Consider the following 14859-nt stretch of genomic DNA (forward strand, 5'->3'; position numbering starts at 1 on the left):
CGTTTTTATTTCGACGGATTCATCTGTTGAATAGCCGTACGAGTGGTTTCATAATTCATATTCGCACTATAATAATCGCTGCCGATATTGTGAATGGCAAGGCCTCCAAGTGGCCCCATTGCAGCTACACAATCTGTCATCAGAGGCACTACACTTTGTTTTTCATTCTTTTCGTCTACTATTTGGTCGCCTATACGGGCAGATAATAGAACTTTCTCACGAGGTAGTATATTGCTATCCGGTAATCCGGCAATCAATAGATTTAGTTCGCTCACATTAGTGAGGTCAGCAGTATTTAACACAATGTAGTTTAGCTTTTCAAGGTCGGTAGACTCTATAAAGTCGGGATTACCTTCAAATACTAATAACTTGCCACCACCCGTTGCAGCGGATAGCTTAGAGACGATAAGCTGTGCGGCCTCCTTACGGGCTACCATTTCAGCATCTGTCCCGCTATATAGACGGACGCCTGTAAAGGCAAAACCATCCAGGTTCAATTCTGTGGCTGCGGCAACTGCTTTATCAAGCCAAGTTCCCAAAGCTGCGGCATCAGTAAAGGTAGCTGCCTGTGCAGCATAATCTACAAGATAGATTACCCGGGTACTCTTTTCACGCAATAGAAGAATGTCTTCACGGTCATTATCGCTGATATTGCCGGGATTGCATAAGGTAACAATGTCCAGTGAGTCGGGCAGTGAACGAAGGTAGCTTCCTTCATTTACAGGTTTCTCCGGAGAATTGTCAAATCGCGTATAAGCTATATAATGCTTACTTTGCTTGTAGGTATTCAATACCTGCATGTAGCTTGCCCAAAGTTCCGGATTCTGATCTTTTGGACTATTTATGTTCACATCCACCGGCTCCGGTTCGTTCCAGTCACTACATGCCGTAGGCAGAACGCACGCTAAGAGTAATAGAGTGCAGGTAAATATGTTATATATTATTGCTTTCATTTTTTCTTATTTTTCATTCGTATTAATCATACTCATTCATTTCTCATGGATTGGCATAAGGTTTCTTATCCCACCACAACCGTGTGCCTCCGTTGTCAGGGCCTCCTAACATGCCTGTCGCTAGCTTAATATTAGAAAGATTTTCGGAGTACTCGATAGGAGGGTACCATAACCGGCGTATCATGTGATCGGTATCAATGGCACCACCGCTTTTGTTCTTTATTACGGGTAACAGATGCGGATATCCCGTGCGCCGGTATTCGCTCCATGCTTCCACTCCCAAAGGGAAGTTAGCAATCCACTTTTGGGTGATGATACGTTCAAGGTTCCGCTCAAAATAATTATCCCCTTCTTCCCATGCTATGGTGATAGTACTGCGCGGACCTTCATAATCTGTATATTCATATTGGGGGTCGTCATATGCCTGTGGCATATCGGTTGTATTTGCGGTATATGTATCTGCACCCGTCACTCCATATTGTTCAAAAGAGAGAGCTATGGCTTGGTTATACAAATCTTTGGCTTCACCTCCCATATTCCATCCCCACAAAGCACCCTCGGCACGTAAGAAAGTGATCTCTGCAGCGTTCATCCACATATAGGGGCTGGTGCTCGTGATGATCGGCTTACTGTATGCTCCTATCATTTCATCTTTAGTGCGCACATCAATACCGATGCGTATTCCGGCATATCCATCCACTTCCATCCATGTTTCCTGGTCAGTAACCTTTACTGTGGTAAACATTTTCTCCCGTCTCGGGTCTTTATAACCGTTCATATATGAGATGATATCACCGCCCACACGCTGGTCATTCCAGTTGTTGAACACCATTGCTGCACGATTTTCCTCTACTTTCAAGAAAGCGTTGTCTGCATTTTGGGTAATGACGCCAGCGGTTACGGCTTCTTCGGCTATTCGCCGGGCTTCCTCTTTCATCTCCGGTACGTATGTCAAACGCATTGCCATACGTAACTTGAGCGAATTTGTGAATTTGAGCCATTTGGAGAGATCCCCCTGATAGACATCATCAAATTTGCGGAAGGCTTCTGTACTTAAATTAAGATTCTCTTTAAGCACATCACTCACTTCGTCTAACTCCTTAAACATTTGCTTGTATACCTCTTCCTGTGAATCGTATGGTACGGTCAGAGAAACCTCACCGGTTTTAGAAATGATTTTGGAATAGGGAATAGGCCCATACATGTCTGTCACCCGGTGCATGATGGTAACACGCAGTAGTTTTCCTAATGCTAATGCGACCGGATCTTCTGTTTCGTCGAGCAAGTCACGATAGAACGGGTAAGTACGTGTGATAAGATCAGAGAAAGGCGCTTCCTGCCAGTCTGTTGGCGGATTGTATGTCTCAAATTTGGCTGTCCACTCCACAGTACAGCCGATATATCCGGAGAAAGCTCCGGCGGCAAGTGCTTCGACAAATTGGTAAAGATGCTCCTCCGTAGGAATAACCAATCCCTGTAATCCTTTGAGACTGGCACCAACATTGTATCCTTCACGGCCCAACTCTTCCTTGTCCACCTGATAGTCCTTCTGGTTTATTTTGTCAAAGTTGTCTATACACGCAGTTCCGACAAGAACAAATAGTGCAAGTGAGAACAACTTTATAATAGATGTAGTATGTTTCATTATAGCTGTTTTTTATCCGTTAAAAGTTTATTTTCACGTTAAAACCGATATTGCGTGTACTCGGTAGCATAAAGTAGTCGATTCCTTGATAATAATTGCCGGTTGTGGCAACCGCTTCAGGGTCGAAGGGAGCTTTGTTATATATCATACAGAGGTTGCGTCCTACAACGGACACCTGTATGTCACATACATCATGTAACCATTTACGGGGGAGGGTATATCCTATAGCTGCTTCCTGTAGGCGTACGTTGGTGGCGCTGTAGGTATAATATTGTGGCAATCCCAGCTGGGAACCAATGGCGGTGAACCATGTCTGGGCATCCACCCTGTTACGTCCGTTTATCAATACGCCACCGTTGTCCCGGGCAATCGCCGAGCTTTCGGACACACCGTATTGATCCATGGCTGCTGCTGTGGCAGAATAAACAATACCGCCAATACGTGCGGTCAACAGAGCACTGACATTAAATCCTTTCCATGAGAATTGATTGCTCCATGCCAGATTACACTTGGGGAAGACGCTTCCCAACTTGATATCAGGTTGATTATTGACTGTTATCAATGCGCCTGCAGGGGAAATTTCCACCATTCCGTTATCATCCCGTTTTAGGTCGGCTTGAGTGTAGAGGTCACCGAGTGACCCTCCCGTTTTCAGGATGAACCGTGCCTTTCCAAGTCCGCCTACGTCCAACCGGCCTTTATTGATAGGCTCACCTGTTTCCGGGTGTATGTAATCCTTTACCAGTTCGATAATTTTGTTTTTATTGTGGCTAAGCGTAAAGTTCGTTTGCCAGCGGAAGTCTTTTTTCCATGTGTGTCCATAACCAAGAGAGAGCTCGACTCCTTGGTTACGTACATAACCTGTTTGCAAGTAAATGGTAGTATATCCCGAAGATACGGAAATTTTCGGGTCGAAGGTCTGGTTGAACGTGTTAGCCAGATACCATGACACGCCAAGGTTGAAGTCCTTGAAGAGACGCATGTCCAGTCCTAATTCCCATGAATTGGTTCGCTCTGGCTTGAGGTCGCCGATAGGATAATGCGTTTTGGGTTTCCACGTCTGTGTCGTTTCATCGTACTCAAAGGTAGGTGAAGTCAGGTTACGTGGGTAGGGCATACCGACGGAACTGAATGAACCGCGTATTTTCAGGTAATCGATTGCAGAAGGTAGTTTTACCATTTCGGAGATGATCGCCGAAAGTCCCACTGACGGATAAAAGAAACAGGTGGAAGATGAGTTTGCCAGTTGTGATGCCCAGTCATTACGTCCGGTCAAAGTAAGGTAAAGCATACTTTTCCAGCCCAGTTCCGCACTCGCGAAAATGGATTGAGTTTGTTCCTCCCATTCATCCTGACGAGCTTTCTTTTGCGTATTGTCGAGATCGAAGACATTAAACACATTAGGAATACCATTGGCACGTATCGGTCCGCGATAACTAAGTTCGTCATACTTATTATCCACGATGCTCGCTCCGACATTCACTACAAGTGAGTAGTCCCCAAAGCGTTTATTAATGTTTGCTAGTACATCGGCGTACACCTGTGATTCATCCGGCTTGGCAATGGCGTAGAATCCCTGGGTACTACCTTCGGTGAGAGTAGTATTCGAACTGGCGTACAACTTTTGCTCATATTTGGTATTGGAGTTATCTACCCGGACACGTCCCGAGACGTTCAGCCAGTCCGTGATGTCGTAGCTTAACGAGGCGGACAGCATGTAACGCTTCTTATTGTTGGTCCGTAGATTACGATATGCTATCCAATAAGGGTTTTGCATACGCAGGTCTCCTTCGCCTTGTGGCCAGTACATGGTCTTGATCTTGCGGGCCGGGTCCCAACGTTCGAATACTTTTATCAAGTTGAAATCGTCTCCACGCGGAAACAGGTAAACAGGAACTATCGGGTTTGAGTAAGCGCCTTGATTAGTCATGTTGCGATCATTCTGAATAATATAGCTCGCTCCGATGTCTAGTTTCAGTTTATCATTCAGGAATGAAGTAGTATTACGGAAAGTAAAATTAAAACGGTTGTAGCGGTTATTCGGTACAATCCCCTCCGAGTTTACTGCGGCTGCGGAAAAGAAGGTCTGGTTCTTTTCTGTACCTGTCGATAAGGTGACGGAATTGGTATAAGTCATTCCTGTGTCGAAAAAGTCACGTGGTTCGTACCCCCTGCGGGATGCATCGTTCAGTAACGGTCCCCAACTCAAATTTGTAGAAGAACCGTCCGATTTTCCTTTACTGCCTGTACCATAACGGTTCTGAAAGCGCGGCATCACAAATGGTTTAGAAAAATCAGTGTTACTGGATACAGAAACCTGCATTTTGCCTACCTTACCCCGTTTCGTGTTAATGACGATAGCTCCGTTGGCAGCGTTACTTCCGTATAGTGCGGCGGCTGCCGCTCCTGTCAAGACCGAGATGCTTTCAATATCGTCCGGGTTGATGTCGGCAATGCTTTCGGTAACTCCCTGGGAACCGTTTTCCGTACCGCCGCCGCCACCGAAATTAAACATCGGGATGCCGTCAATCACATACAGGGCATTGCTGGATTGCTCAATAGACTTCGTACCGCGCATTATCACTTTGCTGGCTCCACCTACACCGGAAGAACTGCTGTTGATATTGACACCTGCCACTTTGCCATTCAGGCTGTTGATGAAGTTAGCGTCTTTAATTTCTGTCAGTTGATCCGATTTCACCTGTTGCACATTGTAGCTCAAAGCTTTCTGCTCGCGCTTGATACCGAGGGCAGTCACGACTACTTCATTGAGTTGTTTCGTGTCGCTTACTAATTTTACTGCATAGATGTTTTTATCTGTTATTCTCACAGTTTTGGATGTATATCCCACATAGGTAAAGCTTAATATATTACCTTGGCGGACCATGATTGTGAAATTGCCATCTATGTCGGTGATAGCTCCTTCGGAGTTTCCTTCCACTTTGATATTAACTCCAATTAGAGGTTCATTATTCTCATCAACAACTTTTCCAGTCACATTCTTAGTTGGATTTACTTCTGTTTTTTTGTCAGGAACAATCATTATATATTTCCCTTTGAACTCATAAGTGAATCCACTGTCTTTGAGAATTTGTGTAAGGGCGTTCTCTACTGTTACAGCTCTAAGATCAAGATTTAATACAGGCTTGTTCTTTAATTGGGAGTCGTTGTAACCTACAGATAGGCCGGATTGTTTTTCTACTTCTTTAAGTGCTTCAATGACAGATATATTTTTCTTTTGAATGGTGATTGAGGCATCTGTTTGCGCAAAGGAGCTTGTTGTAATGAGCAACAAGCAGAAAAAAAGTAAAAAACTTCTTCCCTTTGCTGTATGGTCTACTATAAATTCATAAATTTGTAGCATTTTCTTAGTATTAGGTTATAAACTAAATTATTTCACGGTGATTAATAGAGTAGAACTCTAATATTGAGAAATTTGATTTCATATCCGGGATAGAGTTCGCCCTCTGTTCCGGATACTTTTTTGCATGGGCGTATAAGGTTAACTAAATGAGTAATATTGTTATCTGTTCTTTTCCTGTTATCAGGATATTTTTCTATTTGGGGATTAAATAGCAGCAGTCACCTTGTATTTTATAATCCATCTGACCTACTACATTTACTATTACATCCATAACTTCGGACAGCGGTGCTTTATCTTTAAAACGGAAGCTGTATTTATCTTCTTTCAGATTCTTCAGGCGATACTCAAAGGTATATGGATATTTACGTTCTAATATAGTTATAATCTCTTTTACATTCATTTCTCTGAATACCAGTTCGCCACGTTGCCAGGCTGTGATGTCATTCATATCGGGAGTGTCCAGATGGTATTGTCGGGTGTGTTTATGATAGGCCAATTGCTCGTTTGGTTTCAGAATCATTTGAGAATTCAAATCATTATATTCAACGAGTACACTTCCTGAAATCAAGGTTGCCGCTATGATCGGATTCTCGGGGTATGCAGCTACGTTAAATTCCGTTCCGAGTGCTGTTACCTGAAAATCGTTCGACTTGACGATAAACGGATGCTTCTTGTTCGGTTTCACTTTGAAATTGGCTTCACCAATCAGAAATACGCTACGGTCTTTACCAGTAAATTCCTGTGGATATAAAAGGGTGCTTTGTGAGTTCAGTTGTACTTTGGTTCCGTCAGGCAAGGTGAGAGTATGTACCTCTGCTGTCGGAATATATTGCTGCAATAAATTGGGTTCCACCTTTTTTCCTATGGTAGAAAGATAGATGGAAGAAGCTGCTACTATAAAGAATACGGCAGCGGCTATTTGCCAGATATGGATCGGGCGGATTCTCCGTTCTTCTCGTACGGAAGGAATGCCTGCATTTCTTCTTAATAGCTCGTATGATTGATGCAAGTTAGGAGCTGTTCCTGATTTGTATCCTTCTTCCCACAGAGTTTGTAATGCTTCATCCTTTTCGGAAACATGTTCTTCGTCTACCAACCATTTGTAGAATTCCTGTCGGGTAGATCCCGGATAGTCATTTCCGGTAAATAAGGCTAGTATTTTCTGAAAATAATTCTTCATTTTGAGATATTAATTAGATCTGTTACATTAATACCTCAATTAACTAAGACAGACTACTTAAGGAAAAGTGCGAAAAAAAACAAAAAAGATATTTTTTTCATTTCAAGTAGAGTTAAATAGATATGATGCTCTACTGTTCGGACTGAAATGTTCAGCTTTTCAGCGATTTCGTTATTGCTCATATTTTCGAAACGGCTCATCTCAAAAATCTTTCTGCGTTGTTCGGGAAGACGGTCGAGGGTTAATTGGATGATAAGTTTAACTTCTTTATAGTATATGGCATTGAGAGGATCTTCTGTTTGAGAAAGTTCCTCAATAAGGCTTTTTTCTATCACTTTCTCCTGATAGGCTAATTCTATCTTTTTGTGTTTGATAAAATTGAGGGTCGTGCTTTTGGTAAGAGTATAGACATAGGGTTTTAAATTGGGTACTTTTGTCCATATTTCGGGCTGGGTCCATAATTTCGTGAAAACGTCTTGAGCAATATCTTCTGCGTCTTCTTCGGATTTAAGCAACATAAAAGCGAAATATTTTACTACCGAATAATACTCTGTGAATATCATTCCGAATTGTTTTGCTAGTAATATGTTGTCTTGGCTTGTGGTCATTGAGTTAACAAATTATTGGAAATCGAATGGCAAATGTAGGCAAATAAAATTAAGACGCGAAGAAAATGGGAATTGTTTATGAAAAAAAGATAAATAAAAATAGTGACGCTATCCGCTGCGGATACCGTCACTATATGGGTGGGATGGTGACGGTATCATGATGGGATAGCGTCACTATTTTTAAGTTTGTTTTTTACCAGTTTCTTTTCACTGTACGGTAACCATAACCGATGATTACAAGGAAGCAGATGAAGGGTAGAATGAATGAAACATTGACAGCCGGCAACCAGGCTATTTGTTTCAGGTCAATGATACTTGCCTGTAGCGGTGGAAGAACAGAGCCTCCCAAGATAGCCATAATAAGGCCTGCAGCTCCAAACTTAGCATCATCTCCCATGCCTTTCAAGGCAATACCGTAGATGGTGGGGAACATTAGTGACATACAGGCGGAAACTGCTACTAGACAGTAAAGTCCGAAGATATTCTGGAGGAAGATAGTTCCTAGAGTGAAAACACCTCCGAAGATAGCGAGAATCATCAATAATTTGCCTGCATTGAGATAGCGCAGAATGAATGTACAGATGAAACGGCTGATACAGAATATCACCATTGCCACAATATTATATTGCTGTGATAACACTTCCGCACTTTTCTCGTCCATACCTTGCGACATGAATAAACGGGTTCCATACTGAATGATAAATGTCCAGCACATAATTTGCGCGCCTACATAGAAGAATTGAGCAATTACCCCTTCACGATAACGTGTTTGGGTAAAAATGCGTTTCAGTGTAGGAAAGAAATCTATTCTATGATTCTGATCTCCGTTTTTCGGCATCTTGACGAATCGTATCAGAAGCAACATCGCTACGATAACCAGTCCGATGATAAGATAAGGAGCAATCAGAACACTAAGGTCGCTTTCTTTGATCGCCTGAAATTCACTGTCGTTAAGCAATGCGCGGTCTTCAGTACACATCGGATGCAATTTCGCTTGAATGAATTGCATGGCTACATACATTCCGAGAAGTGACCCCATCGGATTGAAAGACTGTGCAAGGTTCAAACGCCGGGTAGCTGTTTCTTCCGTTCCCATAGAAAGAATATACGGGTTACAGCTTGTCTCGAGGAAGGACAATCCGCAGGTCAGGATGAAATAGGCAATCAAAAACGGATAATATTCTCCCGTCATTTTGGCGGGGAAGAATAAAAATGCTCCGAAAGCATACATTCCCAGTCCTAACAAAACACCGGCTTTGTAGGAATATTTGCGGATGAATATGGCAGCCGGGAAAGCCATTGCAAAGTACCCTCCATAGAAGGCAACCTGTACTAATGCTCCGTCGGTGGCACTCATCCGGAAAATCTTGGAGAATGCCTTTACCATCGGATTGGTAATATCATTGGCAAATCCCCATAATGCAAAACATGAGGTAATGAGAACAAAAGGTATAAGATAACTGATGCCATCTTTCGAGAGGATGGACTGTTTGGGGTGTTTCATGGTTGTTTCTGGTATTTTTTAAGTGTTATACAAATGGAACATTCTCTCCATCGGTTTCCATTTCTCTGCGGAACTCATTCCGGGAGCGGCTTGTTGGAAGATGGCCATATATTCTTCCCACTCCTGTTGGCGGGGAAGCGTGTTCAGGCGTTCCATTGCTGTGTCCCAGTCAAAATCAAGGGGAGTTTCGACAATCATGAACAGTCGTGTTCCCAAGATATAAATTTCCATTTCCAGAATACCGACTTCCCGGATTCCGGCTAGGATTTCGGGCCATGCTTCCGCCTGGCTATGTCTTTTCCGATATTCAGCGATCAGTTCCGGAGAATCGCGTAAATCGAGGGTTTGGCAATATCGTTTGACGGGAACGTCATAAGATTGAACCTGATAACCGGTTTTGGGTGTTTCCATATACTTTTATTTTTTAGGGTAATATACTTGTGGTGTAACGCTACGAGTTACAATCTCTCTCAATTCACGGAGATCGGCTATTTCTCCTTTTGCCATAGCCTGTGTCAGAATGTTTCCCATTGCAGTAGCTTCTACCGGACCTGCATAAACGGGAATACCGAGTTCGTCAGCTGTCAGTTGGTTGAGTAATTGGTTTTGTGATCCTCCGCCGATGATGTTTAGCTGACGGATCGGAGAGGGGAGACAATGGTTGAGCTGTTCCACCGCCTGCCGATATTTGAAAGCTAATGACTGGAGTACACATCGCACGGTTTCTGCTTTGTTTTTCGGCACTTGCAAAGCATGATGCCGACAATAATGAATAAGAGCGTTTTCCATATTTTCCGGATTCATGAATGTTGCGTCATCCACAGGGATAATGGTCGCAATCTGTGCTTCGGCAGCTTGCGGGATGATTATATCATAATTTTGTTCTTCGCCACATGCTTTCCATTCACTCATCAAGCGTTGCAAAATCCATAGTCCTGTTATATTCTGTAGGAAACGGATTTTGCCGTCTACGCCTCCTTCATTGGTGAATTGAGCTTTTCTTGCTTCTTCCGTCAATATGGGTTCATCCACTTCTACTCCCAGTAGCGACCAAGTGCCGGAACTAAGGAAAGCGATAGGATTTTCTACGGCAGGAACAGCGGCGACGGCACTGGCTGTGTCGTGTGAGCCGACAGCAATAACGTCTACGGTACCCAGTCCTGTTTCGCGGGCAATATCCTCTTTCAGAGTCCCCCTGATTGTTCCGGGGAGAATAATCTCACCGAACAGATGTTCGGGAAGACCTAAGGCGCGTATGGTATCCACTGACCAGTTCCGCGATTGGGCATCGAGTAGTTCGGAGGTGGAGGCAATGCAATATTCATTATTGGCTACTCCTGTCAGGAAATAGCTGAAGAGGTCGGGCATGAATAAAAGTTGCCGGGCAACTTCCAACTGCGCATCTTGATGCTGTTTCATGCTGTAAAGTTGAAACAGCGTATTGATAGCCATCACCTGAATACCGGTGTCGGCATAGTGTTGGCGTTCATCCAGTAGCTTGAATACTTCTTCCGGTATTCCTTCTGTTCTTGCGTCCCGATAACAGACTGGATTTCCTAACAGGTTTCCATGTTTGTCAATCAGTCCGAAATCCACTCCCCAGGTGTCAATACCAATACTTTTTACGGCATATCCTTTTTGTGCAGCCAGTTTCAGTCCGGTTTTCATATCTTCGAACAGTGCCGGGAAATCCCAGTAGATATGATTTCCTAGTTTGACCTGTCGATTGCAAAAGCGGTATACCTCTTCCAACTCCAGTTTGCCATGGTGAAGGAAGCCGGCGATAATCCGTCCACTTCCGCCTCCGAAGTCTGCTGCTAAATAAGTGTGTTTGATGGTATCTTTCATGGTATATTGCCCGGATATTAGTTGGTTTTCTTTCCTAATACGTAGATTTCCAGGTCTTCAATTTCTGCTGGTGTGAGTACTGAATAATCACCGCCGGATTGAACGATGATGCGGCAAGCCATTTCAAAGAAGGTAGCCCGTTCGTATACTTGATCGAAGTCTTTTCCGCATACCACTTGTCCGTGGTTGGTTAGTAAAACCGAGTTATGCTTTAACATGGCTTCTACCACAGCTTTTGCCAGTTCCGGTGAGCCGGGACGATAATACGGAATCACAGGTATTTCCGAACCTACATGACAGGGAATTTCTGCTGTTACATTGAAGTTTGTCGGTTTGTTCTTCATGCAGGAGACAGCCGTGGCATATTCCGATTGAAAGTGGAGAACGACATTGACGTCCGGACGTTCGCGGAGAATCCCTAAATGGAATGTACTTTCCATAGAAGGTTTTACACCATTGGTAGGAGTGCCGCTGGCAATATGACAGATAGATACTTTTTCTTTGCCAAGTGTGGGAACCCAGGAACCCGTACCGGAAATCAATGCTTCTTCGCCGATTCTCCAGGAAAGGTTACCGCTGCTGCAAAGCATTAACTTTGCATCTCCGTAACGGTGTGCTTGTTCGATGAACTGTTCGATATGTTCGTTGGTAATCATAATTGCAAAGATAAAAAAATTAGAATTAAGTGAGTCGAAATTGCTTTTATTTAGACATAAGAACAAAAGAACATAAGGTCTGCGCTAATAGAATTATTTATAGCTGTTTATTGAAGTTGTTTTATCTTTTGTCCTTATGTTCTTTTGTCTGAATTAATATTATTTGTAGATAGGACCGTAAGTGGTACAAGCTCTGTAATCCGCTCCTTCCTTATCCATGCCGAAGGCGTTCCAAGCTGCCGGACGGAATATTTCGTTGTCTTCTACATTGTGCATGCATACCGGGATGCGGAGCATGGAAGCAAGAGTGATTAAGTCCTGACCGATGTGTCCATAGCTGATGGCTCCATGATTGGCTCCCCAGTTATTCATTACTGAATATACATCTTTGAAAGCAGGTTTTTCACACAGACGCGGTACAAACCAGGTGGTAGGCCATGTCGGGTCTGTACGCATATTCAGTTTTTGGTGGATTTCCGGGTCTATTTCTACTGTCCATCCTTCTGCGATTTGCAGGACAGGGCCTAAGCCTTTAATCAGGTTGAGGCGCATCATGGTTACGGGCATGCCACCTTTTGACAGGAAGTTGGAAGAGAAACCGCCGCCACGGAAGTAGTCACGGTCTGCCGGATACCAGGTAGTTGCTTTCAAGCAGTTTTCTACATCAGCATCCGTCAGGTTCCATGGTTCTTTCATAACCGGATTGCCTGCCGCGTCTAATGATTGGCCGGAACCGTCGAGAGTTGTTGCGCCGGAATTGATAAGATGAATGATACCATTTGCTGCCAATCCGCTCAATTCTTTGCCGGTTACACGTTTCACGGCTTCAGGACTCCAGTAAGTACGTACGTCGGAGAATATTTGGGCACGGTTGGTCAATAAATGTCCGAACAGCATAGCTACGCCGTTGCAGGCATCGTTCTCGGTAGCTACGACAAATGCTTCACGAATACCGTTCCAGTCAAAAGAAGTATTGAGCAGAGCTTCCGGATAGTCACCGTTAGGATAGAAGTCTGTCCATTGGCGTTGTCCCTGGAAACCGGCTGCAATGGCATTGTGCCCCAAGGCTTCTTCCTTGAATCCCATTTCTTTTAATTTGGGATTTCCGGTCATCAAGTCGCGCATGATAATCGTCATCTTTACAATGAATTCCCAATCAGCATCTTTCTGTTCACGGGTTTTACGTTTTTCAGGACGGTTCTTGAAGTCTTCACCTTCGTTTGTCTTGCAATTTTTTTCAGTCCAGGCCATGGCTTTGGCGTATTCTTCGTGGTCATAGATGCCTTCGTCCATTCGACGGATGATTTCTGTGAGGTCTATTGACTCATTACGCATTCCCAAATACTCTTGGAAGAAATCAGGATTAACGATGGAACCGGCGATACCCATAGATACACTACCCATTGACAGGTAAGATTTGCCTCTCATCGTAGCTACTGCCTGTGCGGCACGTGCAAAGCGAAGAATCTTTTCTGATACATCTTCAGGGATTGTGTTGTCGTCCAAATCTTGAACGTCGTGTCCGTAGATACCGAATGCGGGAAGGCCTTTTTGTGCGTGTCCGGCAAGTACGGCAGCAAGGTATACAGCTCCCGGACGTTCTGTGCCGTTGAATCCCCAGACAGCTTTCGGATAATGCGGGTTCATATCCATCGTTTCAGCACCGTAGCACCAGCAAGAAGTGACGGTAATGGTAGAGCCGACCCCTTCTCTTTCAAACTTTTCCGCACAAGCGGCACTTTCGGCTACGCGTCCGATCGTGCTATCGGCTATAACACATTCCACCGGACTGCCATCACCGTTTTTCAGGTTGCTGCTGATTAACTCGGCTACTGCTTTTGCCAAATTCATTGTTTTCTCTTCAAGGCTTTCGCGAACGCCACCCTGGCGACCATCGATTGTGGGACGAATCCCGATTTTCGGATACTTTTTCATGGTTTCTATCTATTAAAGGATTAATTAATATCTGTGCTGAACTGTGCTGATGTCTTCGCAAAAAAAATTAAAGCGACTTTCGAAGTCTTACTTCCGTCGGCAAGAACTTCTGCACCGGTACATTATTGAGAACAAAATTGGCCGCTTCATTTCCCATCATTTCCCAATCAATACTCAATGAGGTTATTCCTTCGTCAATCACTTCATAGGAAGGAATATCATTGTAAGCCAACAGGCCAAAATCTTTTCCGCATTTCAGCCCTTCCAATCTTCCTTGTTTCACCACCTTTACTACGTCTTGTTGTTTGATAGCGATATAGGCAACTCCCTTACGTACAATCAGGTTCTCAATATCCTCCTGTATTTCACAGAGAAATCCCTGTTCCTGGCAGAAACGGGTAAAATACACCTTACTGCTTTGGGGGTGTTTCAGGCTTTTTGGAAACAGAAAAACGAGCTGGCGATAGTTCTTCAACCTTTCCTTGAGCTGATTCAATGCCTGATAGAAAGATTCATCAAAATCCTGGCAGATATATGAATACTTTTCTTTTTCAAATTTACCGAAATCGAGAAGTAATAATCTTGAAGGATTAATTTTATTGAGAACAGTGCTGAATTTCTCGTTATCGAAATTCATCACGATGTATTTGTTGTATTTCCCGATGGATTCCCGGAGGATCGTATTGAACAACCGTTCGTTGTATTGATGAAACAATAAGTCTACCTTATAGTTAATAGGCAGATGTCTGACGAAACTATTGTATAAGGCTTCTTTGAAAGGAGTATATTGGTCGAGCAGCAATAAGACATTGGTCACCTGGCTCGTCACATAATAACCCTTGCCGGGAGTGGAGTCAATCAAGCCTCGTTCGCGTAAATCAAGGAAAGCCTTGAAAACTGTATCACGTGATACTCCGTATTGAGCGCTTAACTGATTGATGGAAGGCAAAGAATCTCCTTCAAGAAATTCTTTCCTGGAAATCGCCTGGCTAAGTGCGTCCGCTAGTTGCGTAACCTTGCTTGCCTGTTGTCCGAATGTTGCCTTTTTATCAGTTCGTTTCATATTCGAAAAATAAGTAATACTGTGCTGAACTATGCTGATGCAAAGAAAGGCATTTTATTCTGAACGGAATAAATAATTTGATATGTTTTATAGCATAAAGCAA

The 14859-nt window shown here is 43.6% G+C and carries 11 protein-coding genes; all 11 read right to left on the reverse strand.

Annotation, left to right across the window (positions count from 1 at the left end; translation table 11 throughout):
* Positions 1-5: 5 nt before the first annotated feature.
* The 11 genes from HMPREF9009_RS14390 to HMPREF9009_RS14440 all read right to left on the reverse strand — a co-directional run bounded on the left by HMPREF9009_RS14390 (position 6) and on the right by HMPREF9009_RS14440 (position 14756).
* Positions 6-953: a glycoside hydrolase family 18 gene (locus HMPREF9009_RS14390; RefSeq protein ID WP_049702539.1), complete on the reverse strand. Its 948-nt coding sequence runs from the start codon at positions 951-953 to the stop codon at positions 6-8.
* 43 nt (positions 954-996) lie between these two features.
* Entirely contained in the window at positions 997-2598 is a 1602-nt protein-coding gene (locus tag HMPREF9009_RS14395; protein WP_049702540.1) for a RagB/SusD family nutrient uptake outer membrane protein, read from the reverse strand.
* 19 nt (positions 2599-2617) lie between these two features.
* Positions 2618-5962, reverse strand: coding sequence for a TonB-dependent receptor (locus tag HMPREF9009_RS14400; RefSeq protein ID WP_049702541.1), 3345 nt, complete (start codon positions 5960-5962; stop codon positions 2618-2620).
* A gap of 193 nt (positions 5963-6155) precedes the next feature.
* Positions 6156-7142 (reverse strand): FecR family protein, encoded by a 987-nt coding sequence (locus tag HMPREF9009_RS14405; protein WP_049702542.1) that lies wholly within the window; start codon positions 7140-7142, stop codon positions 6156-6158.
* 53 nt (positions 7143-7195) lie between these two features.
* On the reverse strand, positions 7196-7750 hold the full coding sequence (locus HMPREF9009_RS14410; RefSeq protein WP_049702543.1) for an RNA polymerase sigma-70 factor: 555 nt from the start codon (positions 7748-7750) through the stop codon (positions 7196-7198).
* 193 nt (positions 7751-7943) lie between these two features.
* On the reverse strand, positions 7944-9254 hold the full coding sequence (gene fucP / locus HMPREF9009_RS14415; RefSeq protein WP_049702544.1) for an L-fucose:H+ symporter permease: 1311 nt from the start codon (positions 9252-9254) through the stop codon (positions 7944-7946).
* A gap of 18 nt (positions 9255-9272) precedes the next feature.
* The gene (locus HMPREF9009_RS14420; RefSeq protein WP_004313194.1) at positions 9273-9665 is read right to left on the reverse strand and encodes an L-rhamnose mutarotase; all 393 of its coding nucleotides are present in this window, start codon (positions 9663-9665) and stop codon (positions 9273-9275) included.
* Positions 9666-9671: 6 nt separating this feature from the next.
* Positions 9672-11102, reverse strand: coding sequence for a rhamnulokinase (locus tag HMPREF9009_RS14425; protein ID WP_049702545.1), 1431 nt, complete (start codon positions 11100-11102; stop codon positions 9672-9674).
* Between the two features lie 17 nt (positions 11103-11119).
* Positions 11120-11758 carry a class II aldolase/adducin family protein gene (locus tag HMPREF9009_RS14430; protein ID WP_049702546.1) on the reverse strand — a complete coding sequence of 213 codons (639 nt, stop codon included), beginning with the start codon at positions 11756-11758 and terminating at the stop codon, positions 11120-11122.
* Positions 11759-11917: 159 nt separating this feature from the next.
* A complete protein-coding gene (gene fucI, locus HMPREF9009_RS14435; protein ID WP_049702547.1) occupies positions 11918-13693 on the reverse strand; it encodes an L-fucose isomerase in 1776 nt (591 codons plus the stop codon).
* A 67-nt stretch (positions 13694-13760) separates the two neighbouring features.
* Positions 13761-14756, reverse strand: coding sequence for a GntR family transcriptional regulator (locus HMPREF9009_RS14440; protein WP_008022939.1), 996 nt, complete (start codon positions 14754-14756; stop codon positions 13761-13763).
* Positions 14757-14859: the final 103 nt, after the last annotated feature.

The organism is Bacteroides sp. 3_1_13 (assembly GCF_001185845.1).
GTDB classification, from domain to species: Bacteria; Bacteroidota; Bacteroidia; order Bacteroidales; family Bacteroidaceae; genus Bacteroides; species Bacteroides xylanisolvens.